Here is a 19,872-nt window from a genome sequence, read left to right on the forward strand (position 1 = left end):
ACAAATTTAGTGTTAAAAGCTGATCTTTTCAAAAGAATAGTATTTATTGATCTGAAAAGAATCATTCATTTTCTCAATCATTTTCTTTTGGAACGCATGGCTTTCGTTTTTGCTATAGAAGGATCATTCAGTAATGTTTGATATTCTTCGCTTTCTATGGCAATCAGAGCTACTTTCCCTTCTGTATTATGATGGAATCCAAACCCATATTTTTTTGCTAAAGGAGAACACCGTAGACAAGGCTGGCCTCTGGAAAAGAATTTTTCTCTTTCATTCTCTTTCTCATTTTTTGAAATTTCATTTTTAATGGCATAGCATTCAAAAATTAGATCATCGGAAGAATATTGATAAGGACTTTTTATAAGTTGCTCATATTGGAGATTGGCGAGTGTTTTTTCCTTTTTTTCAGGAGGAACCTGTGAACGGAAAACAGGACAATCTTCAGCGGCTTCAATAAGTGTGTTGGTATAATTTGTGGTGTAAGATTTCATATTCTGGTGCAGTATTTAAAATTTTATGAAGAATAGGACAATAAGGAAGTTGATAAATGAAATGTTGTGTGTTATATCAACTTGATTTTGAGGACTCAGCGTTGGCATTTGTTTTTAAATCTTTAACTAATTTTATAACAAAATGTATTTCTAATTAACTATTTGGTAATCAGGTTTTTAAATTGTTTTTATGTGTTTTTTTTGTTTTTAGATTCAACATAATGTGAGAAATATTTAAAAAAAGCTTTGATTTGAAATTTTTAATTGTATCTTGCATACGTTTATATTTGGAATCAATATTTGTTCATTAATTTATGTTGTTTTTCTTTTATATACCAAATTTTTATTAATTTTTTAATTTATTTAAAATGAACATTTTTGTTTCAAACATCAATTACGCAACTAAAGAGTATGAGTTGCACGATCTATTCGCAGAATTTGGTGATGTATCATCAGCTAAAATCGTTACAGACAGAGAAACTGGTCGTTCCAGAGGTTTCGGTTTTGTAGAAATGGGTGATGAAGAAGGAAAGCAAGCTATTGAAGCTCTTAACCAAAAAGAATTTAACGGAAAAACTCTAAACGTATCTGAGGCTAAGCCAAGAGAAGAGAAGCCAAGAAGAAGCTTCGATAACAACAGAGGTGGAGGTTATGGTAACAACAATAATAGAGGCGGAGGCTATGGTAACAACCGTGGCGGAGGCGGAAATCGTTGGTAAAAATATGAAGCGGCTTTTAAGCCGCTTTTTTTATGGAATTTAATTTCCAGTAAATCATTTAATTATAACTTGGGTTGGAAAATGATGATGTTTTGGCATAATTTTAGAAATTATCAATCAATCAAAAAATAATTATAATGAAAAAACATTTATTAGCATTAATGATGGTGTTTGGTGGATTATTAATTAATGCACAGAACATTTATACAGGGCAGAACTTAGAGCAAAATAGAAAATACTGGGCAAGTAACAACCGATACTATTTGATTTTTCAGAATGATGGTAACCTTGTTTTGTATAACAGAGCCGGAGTTGCCATGTGGGATGCAGGAACTAATAACAAGGGAGTAAGAGCTGTTTTTCAGGATGACGGGAACTTAGTCGTTTATACTCCTGGAAATGGGGTGGCTTTTAGTTCTAATACTAACGGTAGAAGAGCGGAAAGATTAACTATTCAGGATGACGGAAATCTTGTTATTTATAATGGCTCAAACCCGTTATGGGCTTCAAAAAGCGATTTGAAAAATAGTGGAAGAGATAATGGCTTTGGCCGCGGAAATGGAAATATAAGTACTGGATACAAATTCCGTAAAGGAGGAAAAGTTTTCTCTCCTAATGGCAGTTATTATCTGACTTTCCAAAATGACGGAAATCTTGTTTTATCATACGATAACGGAGATGCAATCTGGGCATCCGGAACAGATAATAAAGGAAGCAGAGCGGAGTTCCAGTCAGATGGAAACCTAGTTGTTTATGATTCTTATAATAAAGCAGTATGGAGTTCAAATACTTCTCGCAGAGGAGCGAACAAGCTTTCTGTACAAAATGACGGAAACTTAGTCGTTTATAACGATTATACTCCATTGTGGAGTTCAGGAACTAATAGATAACAGACTATTTAGATAAAATAAAAAAGAGACTATCCATATGGTAGTCTCTTTTTATTTATTTTAATTTTATAAGGATATAAACGTTTTCGTAATAAATACTGGCATTGTCATTTTCAGAGTACTTTTCTCTTGTAATTTCACTGAAAATAAGCTTAACGTGATACTTTCCTAAATCAGATTCCATAGCAATTTCTGGGATTAATACATTTCCTTTCTTGTTTTTATTTTTCTCAAATAGTTTAATAATCTGTGGCCCGAAATCTATTTCTTCCTGAGAATTTAAACTGAGTTTTAATGAGGATTTTTCTGTCAGTTGGTCCGTAAGCTCAAACTGATCATTATTCAGTTGTTGGGGATCCCTGCTATACCGATGGAAAAAAATTAAATATTGATAATTCCCAATTTCTACAGCCTGTTCTTTACGAATAAGAACGAGTCTGTTCATTTCGTATGCTCTGTTTTTTACTGTTACATTCACATCCGAGAACTTATTCTGAATATCGTAATTGATACTATAAAATGTACCATTTTTAATATTGTCGGTTAATTCAGCCTGATCTTTTTCATTCAGTAGCGTTGATAGAAATTCACTTTGCTTTCTTTCAGCCAGAAATTCAAATTTATCAGCAATTTCATTACGGACAGTATCAGTAACTTTTTTCTGAAAATTAATCTTGCCTGCACTCATTAGCTGATGCTGGTTTAAAATATTCATCAATTCTGTTTTCTGACTTCTCTTAGCCACACTAAATGCATTAAGGTAAGGGAAAACCAATGCAAAAGCACCAAATAAAAATAAGCTGACAGGAATGAACTTTATTGTAGCTTTTTTGTTGAAAATAAAGTAGACAACAATGCTTAACAACCATAGAGCAAGCAGCAGAACGAAATACCTTGGTTCTGTATAACCATATTCTAAAATTCTGGTAAAAATAGCAGTGAAAAGCAGAACGATCAAAGGAACAATGGTATAATAAAATGCTTTTGAAAATATTCTGACCCAGGATTTTGCGTTTTCTTCTTTCAACGGATGAACCAGAAGTAATGCAAGGATGCCAACAATGCTATAGGCTAAAACAAGGTAAGAAACCCAGCCTCTTGGAAGCTGCCAGTTGATTAATATTTTAACAGAATAAAAATAAAGAATTGTTACATAGATAAGGAGTAACGGAATTAATATAAACTGAGTAAAAAACTTCAGAACAACGGGATAAGTTCCGTCTTTTTCAAGGTTATTTAAGCCTTTGTCATTAAATAAAAGGAAAATAAAACTGCTTCCCAAAATAGCGAGAACAAAGAATGTATCTCTGTAAATTCTGTCATGAAAATTAAAGTCAAAAAGTTTATCAACCGCTAAGATGGCTAATTCCACACCGCCTGTCAGAACTCCTGTAAATACGGCAGTGAGAAAGATATTGATAAAAAGGTTTTTGTTATACTGCCAGAATCTGAGCTCTCTGTCTTTCTCCAGAAACGGAACAAATGATACCAATAAGTGAGAGAGAAGAGCAGTAACAGCAATGATATAAGCGTATACTTCTGTAAAACTGTTTTTTTTATCAGGCAGGATATAATAGAAACCTATAAGGAAAACTATACCGCATACTTGTAGTAGTAATTCTTTCCCGATTCTCTGTGACAACATTTTTAATGCAAACATCAGAGAAATTCCGAGACAGGAACAAATGGTGAACTTAATATAAGAAGTAATTTCGCTACGTTCCGTTTCCACAATGTATATGGCACCAATAACAGCTAATAAAGCCATTACCAAAATCATTGGATATCGGAAAATGACTTCATTGGCCCGGCTTAGAGTTTCCTGGAATTTTGTTTTCATGATTTGGTGTTTTTAAGGTTTAGATTAATCTTTTTTCTTTTTTTTCTTTTTATCCTTATCCTTGTCTTTTTCTTTTCCTTTGGTTTTCTTTTCTTTTTTTGGATTCAGGATTTCTTCAGCTACTTCGAACTTAGGTTCTTCCACCTTTGCTGGCTTTATTTCGATTTTTAGATCAAAATAACCCTTCATATCTTCCTGGGAAATTAATTTTTCACTTAATAAAAGCTCCAGGATTTCCTTCCCTGAATGATTAAAAAAGTTGTGTGAAAGTTCTTTTAATAGAAATTTTTTATACCCATCTAAAGGAACAAGTACGCTGTATTTAAAGATTCTTCCTTCTTTTACAGTAGATAGATAGCCTTTTTCAACTAATATTTTCAAATAAGTGGAAACCGTGTTCTGGTGTGGTTTCGGTTCCGGATGCTGCTCCATAACGTCCTTCAGATAAAAAGATTCCATTTTCCAAAACAGCTTCATAAAGTTTTCTTCTGCGGCAGTAAGATGATTTATTTTCATAGAGTATTCTAATGTTGAAATTGAATATTGCAATAAAGATAGATAAAAGATACCAGAAAAGCTATTCCAGCCCCCATAAATACTTCTTTTACGGTATGTCTTTTTAAAATGATACGTGTGATTCCGACTAAAATAGCGATTCCCAGCCATGCAAAACCCATTTTCCAGTTCAGTGAGAAAAAGAGTGCTGCCACAAATACATTGAATGCTGTATGCATCGAGCTTTTGATAAAAAGATTGCTGATCTGAAGAGCGAAAAGTAGTACCAGAATAAATAGCATGACAAAATCAATGTATCCGTTTCTGATATAATTAAAAAGAAGATAGGCGATCACACAAACTGCAATAAATATATATAAGGTTTTCCTTTGGACACGGTTGGAAACATCCATATTGGTATACCTTCCAGTCTTTACATTCCACACCAGCCATATCACAACCGGAATAATGATCATTAATAATACAGGAAGGAAATAAAGCATAGAATTTTTAAGGGAATATTCTCTGATGCTCATGTAGATAAAGAAAATGATCAGAGAGACCAAAGGATTAAAAAAATCAGAGATGACTTTTGAAATTTTATGTAATAATGAAGATTGTTTTTCTTCCATAGTTGAGATTAAAAACCAAATATACTATTATAACCTCAAAAATCAAATGGAAACCATGAGATGGAATAGGTGGTTTAATGGGTAAGTTATCTGATTACTAAATGTTTTGATGAAGTGAAATGTTTTTGCTTCTTTAAATGAATACTGAATTTTGCAGGAAATGCTTAATATTAATTGATGGGTCTTAGTCAGCATTATCATGTAACCTGTATTCATATTATTTATATTTTCAGGTTGTTTAGCCTTTATTCAAAAAGTTTCCCGGGAAAATATTGTTACACTACAACCTGTCCATCAATTGTGTCAATCTGAGAGTCGGGATTCAATGAAAAACAGAGGTTGTTTACCTGCTTGAGTGAAAAGGTGAGTATACAATGAAAATGGCAGGGAAGGATTTATAGCAGACAAAGATTGGAAGGAAATTAAAGCCAGAACGGTAAAACAATAGGGTAATTTCGTTAATGAAATTGAAGACAGAACTCTGAAAATTACAGATTTTTCCCCGGAAAAGAAGCTGTTGAAATAACCAAAATATATATTAACAATAATTAAAGAGGAATAAAATAGGAGAACAAAATATAAAGAATTCCAATGTCTCCTAATTATATGTTGTTTCGGGAAATACTTATGAATAGGGCGATTTCTGAAATATTACGGAAAGAATGTAATGGATAAAACGTAGCTTTATCAAGCTTCCAAGGGGTCGGAAATTAAGAATAATCCATACAGCCCGCAAATAGATTTTGCAGAAAAATCGAAAAGTTATCTATGTATAGAATAAAAACAAAGTTTTTTTCATAATTTTGCTCAACTATTTCATCATAAAAAAGCAAGAGCTAACACATGAAAGAATTTTCTAAAGAGGTATACCTGAAGTGGTATGAAGATATGACAATGTGGAGAAGGTTTGAAGACAAATGCCGTTCTCTTTACCTAAAACAAAAGATCAGAGGATTTTTACATTTGTATAACGGTCAGGAAGCTATCCCTGCCGGTTTTACACATGCAATGGATCTTACAAAGGATAGTATGATTACTGCTTACAGATGTCACATCCATCCAATGGCGATGGGAGTAGATCCTAAAAGAATCATGGCTGAACTTTGTGGTAAAGCTACCGGAACATCCGGAGGCATGGGTGGATCTATGCACATTTTCAGTAAAGAACACCGTTTTTACGGAGGACATGGTATCGTTGGAGGACAAATTCCATTAGGTGCAGGTATTGCTTTTGCAGATAAATATTTCGACAGAAAAGCAGTAAATATCTGTTTCTTTGGTGATGGTGCTGCAAGACAAGGTTCTTTACATGAGACCTTCAACATGGCAATGAACTGGAAACTTCCTGTAGTATTTGTTGTAGAAAACAACCAGTATGCAATGGGAACTTCTGTAAAAAGAACAGCCAACCACGAAGATATCTATAAATTAGGATTAGGATACGAAATGCCTTGCCTTGCTGTAGATGCAATGGATCCTGAAAAAGTGGCAGAAGCTGCTTACGAAGCTATTGAAAGAGCAAGAAGAGGAGATGGACCTACTTTCATTGAAGCAAGAACTTACCGTTACAGAGGACACTCTATGTCTGATGCCGAGCCATATAGATCTAAAGAAGAAGTAGCTCTTCATAAAAATGATGACCCAATCGAATTGATAAAACATAGAATTTTAGAAAACGGATGGGCTACAGAAGCAGAATTGGAAGTTATGGATAACAAATCCAGAGACTTTGTTGAAGAGTGTATCGAATTTATGGAAAACTCCCCGTATCCGGATGCAGAAAAAGTCTATGAGTATGTATATGCTCAGGAAGATTATCCATTCTTAGACAAATTAGAAAACTAAAAAATAAAAATTTATTTGAAATTTGAAGTTTGAAATTTCTGAAATCTCAAATCTCAAATCTCGAATCTCAAATCAATATAGATTATGGCAGAAGTAATTACGATGCCCCGCCTGTCCGACACAATGACGGAAGGTAAGGTGGCCAAATGGCATAAAAAAGTAGGAGATAAAGTAAAAGAAGGAGATATTTTAGCTGAAATTGAAACTGATAAAGCAGTTCAGGATTTCGAATCTGAAATAGAAGGAACCCTTTTATACGTAGGTGTAGAAGAAGGATCTGCTGCTGCTGTAGACTCTGTTTTAGCTATTATCGGGAATGAAGGAGAAGATATTTCAGGATTGACAGGTGGGGCTGCTGCTCCCGCTGCTGCAACTGAAGAAAAAAAATCAGAAGAACAGCCTAAAGTAGAAACTGCTGCGCCTGCTGCTGCAGAAGTTCCGGCAGGAGTTGAAATTATTACAATGCCAAGACTTTCTGATACAATGACAGAAGGTAAAGTGGCTAAATGGCACAAAAACGTAGGAGATACAGTAAAAGAAGGAGACCTTCTTGCTGAGATCGAAACAGATAAAGCAGTACAGGATTTCGAATCTGAATTCAATGGAGTATTATTGAAGCAAGGTGTAGAAGAAGGAGGTGCTGCTCCGGTTGATTCCGTATTAGCAATCATTGGTCCTGCAGGAACAGATGTTTCCGCTGTAGGAGCTCCAAAAGCTGCCGGTCAGTCAACTGAAAAACCAGCTGAACAAAAAGCAGAAGCTAAAACAGAAGAAAAAGCTGCTCCGGTTGCGAACTCTTCATCTTCTGACAGAGTAGCAATCTCTCCACTGGCTAAGAAAATGGCTCAGGATAAGGGAGTTGATATCAACAGTGTTCAGGGTTCTGGTGAAAACGGAAGAATCGTTAAAAAAGATATTGAAAACTATCAGCCAGCTGCAAAACCAGCTGCTTCAGCTCCTGCAGCAAGCGTTGCTCCTGTTGCAGTAAGCTTTGTACAAGGTGAAGATACAGAGACTCCAAATTCACAAGTAAGAAATATTATTGCAAAACGTCTTTCTGAAAGTAAATTCTCTGCCCCTCACTATTATCTGATGGTTGAGATCAATATGGATAAAGCAATTGAGGCTAGAAAAGAAATCAATTCTTTACCTGATACTAAGATCTCTTTCAATGATATGATTATTAAAGCAACTGCAATTGCTTTAAGAAAACATCCTCAGGTAAATTCAAGCTGGGCAGGTGATAAGATCATTCACAGAGGAAATATCAACATCGGCGTAGCAGTAGCTATTCCAGACGGATTGGTAGTTCCGGTATTGAAAAATACAGATCAGATGACTTATACTCAGATTTCTGCATCTGTAAAAGATATGGCTTCAAGAGCTAAGAGTAAAGGTCTTAAAGCTAACGAAATGGAAGGATCTACATTCTCTATTTCAAACTTAGGAATGTTCGGAATCGAAACGTTTACAAGTATCATCAATCAGCCAAACTCTGCAATCCTTTCAGTAGGAGCCATTATTGAGAAACCAATCGTTAAAGATGGTCAGATCGTAGTTGGAAACACCATGAAACTTTCATTGGCGTGTGACCACAGAGTAGTAGACGGTGCCACAGGGGCTCAGTTCCTACAGACATTAAGAACTTATTTAGAAAGTCCATTAACTTTGTTACTGTAATTTTCTGAACTGAAAATAGTAAAACCTCCCAAATCGGGAGGTTTTTTTGTAAATGGAATGCCAACAAAATCTTATAGTTTAGGAAAAATTTTTACAAAAAAATAAGACAGGAATCATTAAAAAAATTAATAGAAAAGACTTCTATAAATGAATTAACAAAATCTAATAATATTAAATCTAAAATAAAATACAAACCGCTTCAAAAAGCGGTTTTTTATTTGCAGGCAATTCACTACTTTTGAATCATGATTAAAGCAAGAAATATCCATAAATCTTATGGGAATTTAGAGGTACTGAAAGGTGTTGATATTCAGATCAAAACGGGGGAAGTGGTTTCTATTGTAGGAGAATCAGGAGCTGGTAAATCTACATTGCTGCAGATTCTGGGAACTTTGGATCATCCTAGTCAATCTAATAAATATGATACTGAAATTGAAATTGCAGGAGAATCATTTATTAATATGAATGATAAACAGCTGTCAAAATTCAGAAATCAGAATATCGGTTTCGTATTTCAGTTTCATCAGCTTCTTCCGGAGTTTACCGCATTGGAAAATGTATTGCTTCCGACAAAAATAGCTGGAGCTAACGAAAGAGAAGCTATCGAAAAAGCTTATGCTTTATTTGAAGATCTAAAGATAGAGCAAAGACTGAATCATAAACCCAACCAGCTTTCAGGTGGAGAGGCGCAAAGGGTAGCTGTAGCAAGAGCTTTAATCAATTCCCCGAAAATTATTTTTGCAGATGAACCTACAGGTAACCTTGATTCAAAGAACGCCGATGATCTTCATAGATTGTTTTTTGATCTTAGAAACAAATACAACCAAACTTTTGTCATTGTAACGCATAACCCGAATCTGGCAGAAATCACAGACCGCAAGCTCGTTATGAAAGACGGAATGATCATAGAGTAGTATATAAAACCGGATGATGAAGCACTTTATTTTTCTTTTTTTAATTGTAATTTCCTGTTCAAAAGCTGAATCCCAGCAGTTGAACCCATCAGGTATTCCTCAAACAAGAATTTTGGAGATTAAAAATTATATAAAAGGAAAAGAGTACAATCAGGAACTGGCTGTTTTTATCAACTTTAAAATCCCATCCGGGAAGTATCGTTATTTTATTTATAACCTGAAAAATAATACGATTCTACAGCAGGCTGTAGTTTCTCATGGATCAGGCTCTGTCATTCCAAAATCAGATGCTTTGAAATTCAGTAATGTTGAAGGCTCTTATCAGTCATCACTTGGAAAATATGTCATTGGAGAAAGCTATATAGGGAAGTTTGGGAAAGCTTATCGTCTGACAGGACTGGATGCTACCAATAGCAATGCCATGCAAAGAGCTATTGTTCTTCATTCCTACGGATGCATTCCTGACACAGAATCTCAGACTCCTGCATGTCTGAGTTTAGGATGCCCGATGCTTTCCGTCAATGCACTTAAAGAAACAGCAAAATATATTGATAGGTCTCCAAAACCTGTTATTTTATATGCTTTCTATTAATTGATAATATTCATCTATAATTTTTTTCCATGGCCATAAAACTCCTTGCCGAAGATGACAGACCCAGAGAAAAGTTTTTGCAGAAAGGCAAAGGCTCACTTTCTGATTCTGAACTTCTGGCAATTATTATGGGAAGTGGAAATAGAGAGGAAGATGCTTTGGAATTAGCAAGGAAAATTTTGGCCTCTGTCAATAACAGTTGGAATGAATTGAGCTTACTTTCTGCCAAAGATCTGATGAAATTTAAAGGTATTGGAGAATCAAAAGCCATTTCAATTATTTCAGCTTTGGAAATCGGCAGAAGAAGAGCAGTGCAGGATATTCCTGAAAAAACAATTATTGGAAACAGTCATGATGCTTATGCGATTCTCAGAAACCAGCTCTCCGATCTGAGAACAGAAGAGTTCTGGACAATTTTCCTTAATAACAGCAATAAAGTAATTCATGTTTCTCAACTCACACAGGGAGGGATCAGTCAGTCTATTGTAGATGTAAGAACACTTTATAAGTCAGCTTTGGATCATTTTTCAACAGGTATTATCATTGCGCACAATCATCCTTCCGGAAGTTTAAAACCAAGCCGGGAAGATATCAATATCACACAGAAAATAAAAGAAGCGGGAAATACATTAAGCATTCAGCTTTTAGACCATATTATTGTCACGCAGGACTCTTATTTTAGCTTCTCAGACGCAGGATTATTATGATTAGAAGATTGAAATACCATGAAATTGATTTTGTAAAATATGCTCAATGTTTAGAAAATTCCGAACAAAGAAAATATTCTGCAACAAAAGATTTTTTAGATACAACTTCTACAATGCCATGGGAAATTCTTGTTTATAAAGATTATGAAGCTGTAATGCCCATACCTTTTGTAAGAAAATATGGGCTGAAAATAGTGCATAATCCTAAGCTTTGTCAACAGCTTGGGGTTTTTTCCAGCAAAGATGATGTGGATCTTAATGAGACATTTTTAGAATACCTGGAAAAAAATTACATGATAAGGGCGTATCCTTTTAATGATGTCAATCAGCTTCGCACAAAGATCAGAATCAAGAAAAACTTTTTATTATATCCTGAGGCTTATGAGAAAGTATATTCGAAATATTCACCCAAAAGAAAAAGAAAACTTCGGTTAGATGAAGCTGTTTTACAAGAATCAGAAATCAAAACGATCCCTTATGAGAAAGCAAAAGCTTTTATTGAATCCAATACAATAGGATTGAATAAAGACCATGATTTGTTTGAATTCATGAGAATTTTTGAAAGCTTTTATAAGTCCGGATATCTGAAATTCACAGCTTTTTACTATAAGCATAAGATTGCTAACATGATTGCTACGTATTCGGATAGTAATATGGTAGCGCTTTTAGGAAATTTTAATGATAAAGATTATGTCAAATTATCAGGAGCATCCGTATTGATTGATCATCTCATTAAAGAAAATATAGAAACTCATATTTTTGATTTTGAAGGGGGAGAACTACCTAATATTGAAGAGTTTTTCAGAGGGTTTCGTCCCGAATTAAGACCGTACGGAATTATTGAGAATTCAAAAAAGAACCTTTTTAAAAAATTAGGATATCTTGTATTAAGAGGAAAGTCTTTTTTATGATGAAAAGCATTGTTTAGATTGGTTCTAATTAGGTAATATTCCGTAACTTTATAAAATCCTTAGTAAAACAGTTATGTTACAACAGATTCGTCAGTACAAATTATCATACATGCTTTATAACATATTTAAAAAGAATAAATTAAAGCATAATATTCCATTATATAAAAAATACGGAATCAATAAGAACTATTTTTCAAGTATTTCAAGTAAAGATTTTGCACATCTTCCGGCTAGCGAAAGAAGACTGGATGATTCAAAACTTAGGGAAACTCCTTTTTTTAAGAAACTTTCCGACGAAAATAAAGAAAGTGCTCTTCAGTATGATGAAAATGGCTATATGATTCTTAGAAATTTCCTTACTCCTGAAACGGCCGATCAGATCAATGCTGAAATTGATAAACTAATGAAGGATGGGACTTTGAAATTTATATACGGAGGAAAACTGATGTTTGCGATCCACCATTCAGAAATCATTAAAAATATTGGAAGTGATAAAGAACTGTTAGAATTTTTATCTGTTTTGCTTGACGGAAAATCCAAACTTTTCCAAAGTATCAATTTTATCAACGGCAGCCAGCAGAAAACCCATTCTGACAGTATTCACATGACCACGTATCCATTAGGTGGTTTATTAGGTGTATGGATTGCCCTGGAAGATGTAGATGAGAATAACGGAGCGCTTCATTATATTCCTAAAAGCCATAAACTCCCTTATTTCCTGAATTCTGATTATGATAATGAAGGGACAGCTTTGAAAATTGGTAAGAAAAGCTACAGAGCTTATGAAGCTTTCCTGGAGGATAAAGTAAAAGAATTAGGCTTGAAGAAAGAAATCTTTAAAGCCAAAAAAGGAGATTTATTAATCTGGCATGCCAATATTCTTCACGGCGGAGAACCTCACACGGATAAAAACAGAACGAGAAAAAGCCTTGTTTACCATTTCTTTGATGAAAATAGTGTCTGTTATCATGAAGTGACACAGAGGCCGGCGCTGTTTGAACTTTAATACAGAAAAATTCTCTTCGTAAAGCTTTTTATAGGAATACGGGTTTAAAAAGATAGTTTTTTTACATTTGTATTCTTAATATCAGTGTATGGAAAAAAAGAAGAATATTCTTGTTTTTATATTTTCAATCTATGTATGCATGATGTCATACTACCTGTATACCCATCATTATTACAACACTGATATGGAGGCCTATATGGGGCTTATTTATAAAACGGAATATCCTGAAATGAAAATTGAAGAAATTCATCAGAGGGTATATGACGAACTGACGGAAAAGAATCCCGACTTTGCAGGGCTTGGGCCTGTTAATCAAAGGGTTGAGGAAGTGGCAAAAGGAGAGAGTACTTACTATAAAATAATCTCACAAAATCCCAAAGCCTACGAAGAAGAGTTACAGCTTTTTGTGGTAAAACCTTTTTATAATTTTATCGGCTGGTCATTGTTTAAGCTTGGTTTCAGTGCTTCTGCTTCAATCTCCCTGATTTCAGTTATCTCTTATGCATTGATTCTGGTTCTGATTTTCAGCTTTTTGATAAAGACTCTGAGAAATTATTCTCTTGCCTTTATCCTTACTGTTTTAATTTCCTTGTTCAAACCTTTACCGGAGGCAGCCCGGCATGTATCAGCAGATTCCTTATCATGCTTTCTGCTTCTTTTGAGCTTTTATGTGTTTTTAGTGAGAAAAAATTTCTTTTTTGCAGGCATATGGGCTATGCTTTGTGTGCTTACAAGACCTGAATATTTTATTTTTTATTCATTCCTGTATTCCCTTATTTATTTTTATAGAAATAGCTTTCAGATTAAAACAGGTTTATTACTGGTATCATACGGCTATATATTTCTTTCCTTCTTTTTAATACAGGTTTTCAATCAGGTTTCTTGGTCTACACTTTTTATGAACCAGTTTACGAAAGTTCAGATTTATCCTGTGTCGCAGCCTGATCCATTTTCCTTTGCAGATTATTTTCGTTTTATTAAAAGTAATATCATGCTGGAGTTCAATACTTCCTATTTTCCAGTCCTGTTGATTTTTATAGTAGTCATTCTGGCGAATCGTTTTTCATTTCATAATAAAAAGAACCAGTCTCAGGTCTTGTTTTTTGCAATTATTTATGGAACTGTTTTGCTGAGATTCTTAGTTTTCCCATCTCTGGTAAACAGGATGATGCTTGGCTTTTATCTTATAATTATCCTTGCATTGGTCTATATACAAATTTCTAAAGTGGATATCTTTAAAAACTCTTTAGAAGACGGAAAATAATTAGTAATTTTGCAGTCTAAAATTATGACGAGTCTATCAGGATATTTACCCTATGCATTTGCATTGATTATTGCAATTCCTTTTCTGGTTTTGCTCAGACAATTTGTACACTCATACATTACTCTTAAGAACCAGGAAATCAAACTGCTTACCGTGAAATCAAATTCAGAGAACAAAGCACATTCCTACGAAAGAATGACATTGTTTCTGGACAGAATGAAACCATCCAACCTTATCCAGAGGTTTGATAGAGGACTGGCTGTTCATGAGTTTATTTTCCTGACAGAAAAAGCAATCAACGAAGAATTTGAGTATAACTCTTCACAACAGTTGTACATTACGAAAAATTCATGGAAGAATATTGTTGACTCAAAGAATGCGATTATAGAACTGCTTCACAAAACCTATGATGGATTAAAAGGAGAAGTTCAGCTGGATGAATTCAAAACGATTTTCATCATGAATTATATGGAAAGCAACGATTATATTGCTGAAACTATAGAAGATTTAAGAAAAGAAATTTTAATAATAACTTAAAAAATAACAGATAAATAATGATTCCAAATTTTAAAGCACATCCATGGCACGGAATTTCTGCAGGAGAAGATGCGCCAAATGTTGTCAACGTATTTGTGGAAATTGTTCCTTCAGATACTATTAAATATGAAGTAGATAAAGAAACAGGATACTTAAAGGTAGACAGGCCACAGAAATTCTCTAACATTATCCCGGCTTTATATGGTTTTGTACCAAGAACATACTGTGATAAAGAGGTGATGAAACTTGCTGTAGAATCAGGTGCTACTGACGTTACTATGGGTGATCATGACCCACTTGATATCTGTGTTTTAAGTTCTCACAATATCCATGCCGGAGGTTTATTGATGGAAGCTATTCCAATCGGAGGTTTCAAAATGATCGACGGAGGTGAAGCAGATGATAAAATTGTTGCAGTAATGATTAATGACCACGCTTTCGGGCACTTCAGAGATATTTCTGAATTACCGGAAGCTGAAGTAAAAAGATTGATGCACTACTTCCTTACTTATAAAAATTTACCGGATGAGCCTGCAAAATGCAGAATCCAGGAAGTTTACGGAGCTGAACACGCAAGAAAAGTGATCAAAGCTTCTCAAACAGACTATGCAGATAAATTCGGAGGATAAGATTTTTTCCCTAGAATAAAAAAAGCAGATGATTTTTCATCTGCTTTTTTTGTGAATATTTTATTATGTATCAATAGGATTAATTTCTTTTGTATACAGAATTTCCTTCTTTTATCGTTTCCAGAACCTTAATGTTTCTGAGATTTTCAGGAGTTGTGGTTAAAGGATTCTGATCAAGAATAACAAAATCAGCTAGTTTACCAGGTTTAATAGACCCTTTTCTGTTTTCTTCCTGCAATTGATAAGCTCCGTTAATGGTAATCGCTTTTAACGCTTCAAGGGTGGAGATTCTTTCATTAGGACCTAAAATCATTCCAGACCGTGTCTTTCTATTCACTGCTGCGTATACTGCTGTAATCAGATCGGGTGGTGTAACCGGAGCATCATGATGAATGGTAAAAATAATTCCTGCTTTTAATGCTGAATTTGCCGGGCTTATAAAAGAAGCTCTTTCAGGGCCGAAAACACTCGAATAATGCCAATCTCCCCATAAATAAGCATGCGTAGAAAAGTAAGAAGGGATTACTCCTAATTCTTTTATTTTTTGAATATGATCAGGTCTGCTGTTCTGTACATGAATTAATGTTGCCCGCAATTCCGGCTTGTAAATGTTTTCATCTTTTAATCTTTGAATAACACGGATGGCCTGATCAATTGCAGCATCTCCATTTACATGAAGCTGGGCAGTGATGTGATTTTGAAAAAGGACTTTCAGATCGTTGTATAAGGTTTCATCCGTAAAAATAGGGAATCCTTTATAATCCTTAGACTGACCTTCAGGAGGAACTAAATAAGGCTGGGTAAGCCAGGCCGTTTTACCTTGTGGAGAACCGTCGTCAGAAAATTTAAATCCGGCTAATTTCAGGTGATTTTCATATTTCATATACTTTGGTTTGAAACTGTTGAAATCCTTTTTGAAATATTCGTAATCCGGAAAGTAAACAACATCAGCTTTAAGAAGATGTTGGGATGCTGCTTTTTCTAACAGCGCAACACTTTCTCCCATCGTTCTCCCATCACAAATAGTAGTCTGTCCATAGCTGAGCCATTCATTCTGGGCTTTCATCAGATTTTCCATTGCATGAGCCTCTGTGTTTTTGCCTTTACCCATTTTTTCTGTGATGACCAGTAACGCGTTGAAACTTGCATTTTCTTCTAATTTTCCGTTCAGTTTTCCTGTTTTTTTATCCCTGCCAATGTGCCCTCCTTCAGGATCTTTTGATGATTCCGTTATTCCCAAAAGCTTTAGCATGGCACTGTTAGCTACACTGGCATGGCCTGAAGCATGAATAACAATGATAGGATTGGTCTTACTGATAACATCCAGTTCAGCTTTTGTAGGATGACGATGCTCTGTCATAATTGCATCATCATAACCATTTCCGATAATCGGCTGTTGATCTGTAATTTTTTTTTCTTTGATGTAGTTTTTAATGATAATCTGTAAATCTTCAATTGAATTTACAGTGCCATAGGGTTCAGGAGATAAATCTACAACATCCATCATCCCGGCTCTTGAAGTAAGATGTCCATGAACATCTATAAAACCAGGAAGTAGAGTTTTTCCATTAAGATTAATCATTTTGGTTGCTGGCTCTGAAAAACGTTCTGCATCTGATTTTGTTCCCGCAAAAAGTATTTTCCCGTCTTTTATTGCTACAGCTTCAACCTGAAGAGGGGTGTCTTCCATTGTTATAATAGGACCTCCGAAATAAAGTATTTCAGCGTTTTGTTGTGGAATCTTATTTTGACAGCTGCTTATGCTTGCAGATAAAAAAATAGTGTACAATATCCTTTTCATAAATAATTAATTCAAATCATAGTGATAAACAAATTTACAAAATAATATATTATTATTAGTGAATTTTATTATGTGTTTATAATTTCATTATATTTATAAGACTAATCTCAATTTTTTAATATAAAATAATAAACTATGGATCTATTTGTGTTAGTGCCAATTTTTGGTGTCATAGCTTTGCTTTATACATTTCTTCAGAGCAACTGGGTCAATAAACAGAATGCTGGAAATGAAAAAATGAAAACAATCAGCGGCCATATTGCAGACGGTGCAATGGCTTTTCTAAAGGCTGAATACAAAATCTTAACGTACTTTGTTGTTGTTGTCGCCATTCTATTGGCAGTAATGGGGTCAAGTAATGCCAACTCACATTGGAGTATCGGAATTGCTTTTGCCGTAGGAGCTGTATTCTCTGCATCAGCAGGGTTTATCGGGATGAAAATCGCTACCAAAGCGAATGTGAGAACGGCAGAAGCTGCAAGAACTTCACTCTCAAAAGCTCTTAAAGTCTCTTTTACAGGAGGTTCTGTAATGGGAATGGGAGTTGCCGGACTGGCTGTTTTAGGGTTGGGAGCTTTATTTCTGATTATTAAACAGATTTTTGCCCCTGAAGCTACAGTAGATTCTCATGAAATGGAAAAAACCATCGAAATTCTTACCGGATTTTCTCTGGGCGCTGAGTCTATTGCGCTTTTTGCAAGAGTAGGAGGTGGTATTTATACTAAGGCTGCAGACGTAGGTGCCGACCTTGTAGGAAAAGTGGAAGCCGGAATTCCTGAAGATGATCCCCGAAATCCAGCTACCATTGCAGATAATGTAGGAGATAACGTAGGAGACGTTGCCGGAATGGGAGCCGACCTTTTCGGATCCTATGTGGCGACAGTTCTTGCCACGATGGTATTAGGCAGAGAAACTGTTTCTGATGATGCTTTCGGAGGTTTTGCCCCGATTCTTTTGCCGATGCTGATTGCAGGAACAGGAATTATATTTTCAATGATCGGAACTTTATTTGTGAAAATTAATGACAATGAAGGGGCATCCACTTCCAGTGTGCAGAATGCATTAAACCTTGGAAACTGGGGAAGTATTGTGATTACGGCTATTGCTTCCTATTTCCTGGTAACGTATATCCTTCCTGAAAAAATGGTTCTCAGAGGTCATGAATTTACGAAAATGGGTGTATTCGGAGCTATCATGGTAGGTCTGGTAGTGGGAACTTTAATGAGCATTATTACAGAATATTACACTGCCATGGGGAAAAGACCCGTTTCCAGTATTGTGAGACAATCTTCTACAGGGCATGCAACCAATATTATCGGTGGGCTTTCCGTGGGAATGGAATCTACTTTGCTTCCTATTATTGTATTGGCGGGAGGAATTTATGGTTCTTATCTGTGTGCCGGGCTTTATGGAGTGGCAATTGCCGCAGCTGGAATGATGGCTACCACAGCCATGCAGCTTGCTATTGATGCTTTTGGACCTATCGCAGATAATGCCGGAGGTATTGCTGAGATGAGTGAACTTCCCAAAGAAGTACGTGAAAAAACAGATATTCTGGATGCCGTAGGAAATACAACGGCTGCTACAGGAAAAGGATTTGCCATTGCTTCAGCTGCTTTAACAGCATTGGCCTTATTTGCTGCTTTTGTAGGAATTGCAGGAATTGATGGTATTGATATTTACAGAGCAGATGTTCTTGCCGGACTTTTTGTAGGTGGGATGATTCCGTTTATCTTCTCCTCATTGGCGATTACCGCAGTAGGACAGGCTGCCATGGCAATGGTAGAAGAAGTAAGAAGACAATTCCGTGAAATTCCGGGAATTCTGGAAGGGAAAGCGCAACCGGAATATGAAAAATGTGTAGCCATTTCTACAGATGCATCCATCAGAAAAATGATGCTGCCTGGTGCGATTGCTATCGTTTCTCCTTTATTAATCGGTTTTATTTTCGGACCTGAAGTATTAGGAGGGTTCCTGGCGGGAGCTACAGTATGTGGTGTGTTAATGGGAATGTTTCAGAATAACGCAGGAGGCGCGTGGGACAATGCAAAAAAATCCTTCGAAAAAGGAGTTGATATTAATGGACAGACGTATTATAAAGGTTCAGAACCACACAAAGCATCTGTAACAGGTGATACGGTGGGAGATCCGTTTAAAGATACATCAGGACCTTCGATGAACATCCTGATTAAATTAATGTCAATCGTTTCTCTGGTGATTGCACCTACTTTGGCTGTTTTGCATAAAGATAAAATTGAAGCTAACAGAAAAGCAAAAATTGAAAGCCTTACAGGAATTTCCAGTAGTGCAGTAACTGTAAATGGAGATTCTAAAATAATTACGGTCATTCCGGGAGAAATTAAAGGACACCTTAATGAAAACGGAGACTTTGTATATGAAACAGGTAATATTCAGAAAATAAAACTGGACGGAGGAAAAACAATTGCTATTGGTGACGGAAGCCAGCTTTACCAACTTTACAATGTGGTGAAACAAAAAGATAAGTCTGCATTAGATCCAAATAAGTGGTATACCATTGAAAACCTTTATTTTGAAACAGGTTCAAGTGATCTGAAAGCAGAATCCGTGCTTCAATTGAATACTTTGTCAGAAATTTTAAATGCTTATCCTGATCTGAAAATAAAACTGGGCGGATATACAGATAACAGCGGTAATGAAGATAGTAACATCAAATTATCCAATCTGAGAGCACAGACAGCCAAACTTAAACTACTCGAACTAGGTATTTCCGGAGACAGAATAGAAGCAGAAGGATATGGTTCACAGCATCCTGTTTGTGAAGCTAATGATACTGATGAATGCAAAGCAAAAAACAGAAGAATTGATGTAAGAGTATTGGCTCTTTAAAATCAATGTGAAAATAGTACAAAAGCATCGCTATGGCGGTGCTTTTTCACG

18 protein-coding genes are annotated in these 19,872 nt (G+C 35.3%); 13 read left to right on the plus strand and 5 right to left on the minus strand.

Annotation, left to right across the window (positions count from 1 at the left end; genetic code table 11):
- Positions 1-77: 77 nt before the first annotated feature.
- Positions 78-491: a DUF6157 family protein gene (locus DEU39_RS02985; protein ID WP_120230888.1), complete on the minus strand. Its 414-nt coding sequence runs from the start codon at positions 489-491 to the stop codon at positions 78-80.
- Positions 492-859: 368 nt separating this feature from the next.
- Here DEU39_RS02985 and DEU39_RS02990 point away from each other — a divergent pair, with 368 nt between their 5' ends.
- Together DEU39_RS02990 and DEU39_RS02995 are read left to right on the plus strand one after the other, a co-directional pair.
- Positions 860-1,210 (plus strand): RNA recognition motif domain-containing protein, encoded by a 351-nt coding sequence (locus DEU39_RS02990; protein WP_034696719.1) that lies wholly within the window; start codon positions 860-862, stop codon positions 1,208-1,210.
- Positions 1,211-1,347: 137 nt separating this feature from the next.
- Complete coding sequence (locus DEU39_RS02995; protein WP_062670220.1) at positions 1,348-2,100, plus strand: hypothetical protein; 753 nt, start codon at positions 1,348-1,350, stop codon at positions 2,098-2,100.
- 55 nt (positions 2,101-2,155) lie between these two features.
- Here DEU39_RS02995 and DEU39_RS03000 read toward each other — a convergent pair whose 3' ends face one another.
- The 3 genes from DEU39_RS03000 to DEU39_RS03010 are packed head-to-tail and all read right to left on the minus strand — an operon-like array spanning position 2,156 to position 5,067.
- On the minus strand, positions 2,156-3,940 hold the full coding sequence (locus DEU39_RS03000; RefSeq protein ID WP_120230889.1) for a DUF4153 domain-containing protein: 1,785 nt from the start codon (positions 3,938-3,940) through the stop codon (positions 2,156-2,158).
- Positions 3,941-3,964: 24 nt separating this feature from the next.
- Positions 3,965-4,456, minus strand: coding sequence for a BlaI/MecI/CopY family transcriptional regulator (locus DEU39_RS03005; protein ID WP_120230890.1), 492 nt, complete (start codon positions 4,454-4,456; stop codon positions 3,965-3,967).
- A gap of 8 nt (positions 4,457-4,464) precedes the next feature.
- On the minus strand, positions 4,465-5,067 hold the full coding sequence (locus tag DEU39_RS03010) for a phosphatase PAP2 family protein (protein WP_120230891.1): 603 nt from the start codon (positions 5,065-5,067) through the stop codon (positions 4,465-4,467).
- Between the two features lie 843 nt (positions 5,068-5,910).
- Here DEU39_RS03010 and pdhA point away from each other — a divergent pair.
- From pdhA to DEU39_RS03060, 10 genes are all read left to right on the plus strand, one after another.
- On the plus strand, positions 5,911-6,912 hold the full coding sequence (gene pdhA / locus DEU39_RS03015; protein ID WP_062670214.1) for a pyruvate dehydrogenase (acetyl-transferring) E1 component subunit alpha: 1,002 nt from the start codon (positions 5,911-5,913) through the stop codon (positions 6,910-6,912).
- 84 nt (positions 6,913-6,996) lie between these two features.
- Complete coding sequence (locus tag DEU39_RS03020; protein WP_120230892.1) at positions 6,997-8,592, plus strand: 2-oxo acid dehydrogenase subunit E2; 1,596 nt, start codon at positions 6,997-6,999, stop codon at positions 8,590-8,592.
- A 245-nt stretch (positions 8,593-8,837) separates the two neighbouring features.
- Positions 8,838-9,506 (plus strand): ABC transporter ATP-binding protein, encoded by a 669-nt coding sequence (locus tag DEU39_RS03025; protein ID WP_120230893.1) that lies wholly within the window; start codon positions 8,838-8,840, stop codon positions 9,504-9,506.
- A gap of 13 nt (positions 9,507-9,519) precedes the next feature.
- Positions 9,520-10,098, plus strand: coding sequence for a murein L,D-transpeptidase catalytic domain-containing protein (locus DEU39_RS03030; protein ID WP_120230894.1), 579 nt, complete (start codon positions 9,520-9,522; stop codon positions 10,096-10,098).
- Positions 10,099-10,127: 29 nt separating this feature from the next.
- Positions 10,128-10,805 carry a RadC family protein gene (gene radC, locus DEU39_RS03035; protein ID WP_120230895.1) on the plus strand — a complete coding sequence of 226 codons (678 nt, stop codon included), beginning with the start codon at positions 10,128-10,130 and terminating at the stop codon, positions 10,803-10,805.
- The gene (locus DEU39_RS03040; RefSeq protein ID WP_120230896.1) at positions 10,802-11,716 is read left to right on the plus strand and encodes a hypothetical protein; all 915 of its coding nucleotides are present in this window, start codon (positions 10,802-10,804) and stop codon (positions 11,714-11,716) included. Before radC ends, DEU39_RS03040 begins: the two co-directional genes overlap by 4 nt.
- Before the next feature lie 109 nt (positions 11,717-11,825).
- On the plus strand, positions 11,826-12,722 hold the full coding sequence (locus DEU39_RS03045; protein ID WP_228436612.1) for a phytanoyl-CoA dioxygenase family protein: 897 nt from the start codon (positions 11,826-11,828) through the stop codon (positions 12,720-12,722).
- An 88-nt stretch (positions 12,723-12,810) separates the two neighbouring features.
- Positions 12,811-13,986 (plus strand): hypothetical protein, encoded by a 1,176-nt coding sequence (locus DEU39_RS03050; protein WP_120230898.1) that lies wholly within the window; start codon positions 12,811-12,813, stop codon positions 13,984-13,986.
- A gap of 24 nt (positions 13,987-14,010) precedes the next feature.
- Positions 14,011-14,523, plus strand: coding sequence for a hypothetical protein (locus DEU39_RS03055; protein WP_062670185.1), 513 nt, complete (start codon positions 14,011-14,013; stop codon positions 14,521-14,523).
- Positions 14,524-14,540: 17 nt separating this feature from the next.
- On the plus strand, positions 14,541-15,152 hold the full coding sequence (locus DEU39_RS03060) for an inorganic pyrophosphatase (protein WP_062670183.1): 612 nt from the start codon (positions 14,541-14,543) through the stop codon (positions 15,150-15,152).
- Between the two features lie 79 nt (positions 15,153-15,231).
- On the opposite strand, the gene DEU39_RS03065 is transcribed toward DEU39_RS03060, so the two are convergent.
- Positions 15,232-16,953 (minus strand): amidohydrolase, encoded by a 1,722-nt coding sequence (locus tag DEU39_RS03065; RefSeq protein WP_120230899.1) that lies wholly within the window; start codon positions 16,951-16,953, stop codon positions 15,232-15,234.
- 135 nt (positions 16,954-17,088) lie between these two features.
- Between DEU39_RS03065 and DEU39_RS03070 the strand changes: the two genes are divergently transcribed.
- The gene (locus DEU39_RS03070) at positions 17,089-19,821 is read left to right on the plus strand and encodes a sodium-translocating pyrophosphatase (RefSeq protein WP_120230900.1); all 2,733 of its coding nucleotides are present in this window, start codon (positions 17,089-17,091) and stop codon (positions 19,819-19,821) included.
- The last annotated feature ends 51 nt before the right edge of the window (positions 19,822-19,872 follow it).

The sequence above is a fragment of the Chryseobacterium sp. AG363 genome (assembly GCF_003610675.1).
Taxonomy (GTDB): domain Bacteria; phylum Bacteroidota; class Bacteroidia; order Flavobacteriales; family Weeksellaceae; genus Chryseobacterium; species Chryseobacterium cucumeris.

Bases quoted from the DNA above. Each gene is read 5' to 3' on its own strand.
- DEU39_RS03050 (WP_120230898.1), top strand. From the start codon at position 12,811: ATGGAAAAAAAGAAGAATATTCTTGTTTTTATATTTTCAATCTATGTA.
- DEU39_RS02985 (WP_120230888.1), bottom strand. From the start codon at position 491: ATGAAATCTTACACCACAAATTATACCAACACACTTATTGAAGCCGCT.
- DEU39_RS03070 (WP_120230900.1), top strand. From the start codon at position 17,089: ATGGATCTATTTGTGTTAGTGCCAATTTTTGGTGTCATAGCTTTGCTT.
- radC (WP_120230895.1), top strand. From the start codon at position 10,128: ATGGCCATAAAACTCCTTGCCGAAGATGACAGACCCAGAGAAAAGTTT.
- DEU39_RS03045 (WP_228436612.1), top strand. From the start codon at position 11,826: ATGCTTTATAACATATTTAAAAAGAATAAATTAAAGCATAATATTCCA.
- DEU39_RS03060 (WP_062670183.1), top strand. From the start codon at position 14,541: ATGATTCCAAATTTTAAAGCACATCCATGGCACGGAATTTCTGCAGGA.
- pdhA (WP_062670214.1), top strand. From the start codon at position 5,911: ATGAAAGAATTTTCTAAAGAGGTATACCTGAAGTGGTATGAAGATATG.
- DEU39_RS03055 (WP_062670185.1), top strand. From the start codon at position 14,011: ATGACGAGTCTATCAGGATATTTACCCTATGCATTTGCATTGATTATT.
- DEU39_RS03010 (WP_120230891.1), bottom strand. From the start codon at position 5,067: ATGGAAGAAAAACAATCTTCATTATTACATAAAATTTCAAAAGTCATC.
- DEU39_RS03025 (WP_120230893.1), top strand. From the start codon at position 8,838: ATGATTAAAGCAAGAAATATCCATAAATCTTATGGGAATTTAGAGGTA.
- DEU39_RS03065 (WP_120230899.1), bottom strand. From the start codon at position 16,953: ATGAAAAGGATATTGTACACTATTTTTTTATCTGCAAGCATAAGCAGC.
- DEU39_RS03005 (WP_120230890.1), bottom strand. From the start codon at position 4,456: ATGAAAATAAATCATCTTACTGCCGCAGAAGAAAACTTTATGAAGCTG.
- DEU39_RS03030 (WP_120230894.1), top strand. From the start codon at position 9,520: ATGATGAAGCACTTTATTTTTCTTTTTTTAATTGTAATTTCCTGTTCA.
- DEU39_RS02990 (WP_034696719.1), top strand. From the start codon at position 860: ATGAACATTTTTGTTTCAAACATCAATTACGCAACTAAAGAGTATGAG.
- DEU39_RS03000 (WP_120230889.1), bottom strand. From the start codon at position 3,940: ATGAAAACAAAATTCCAGGAAACTCTAAGCCGGGCCAATGAAGTCATT.
- DEU39_RS03020 (WP_120230892.1), top strand. From the start codon at position 6,997: ATGGCAGAAGTAATTACGATGCCCCGCCTGTCCGACACAATGACGGAA.
- DEU39_RS03040 (WP_120230896.1), top strand. From the start codon at position 10,802: ATGATTAGAAGATTGAAATACCATGAAATTGATTTTGTAAAATATGCT.
- DEU39_RS02995 (WP_062670220.1), top strand. From the start codon at position 1,348: ATGAAAAAACATTTATTAGCATTAATGATGGTGTTTGGTGGATTATTA.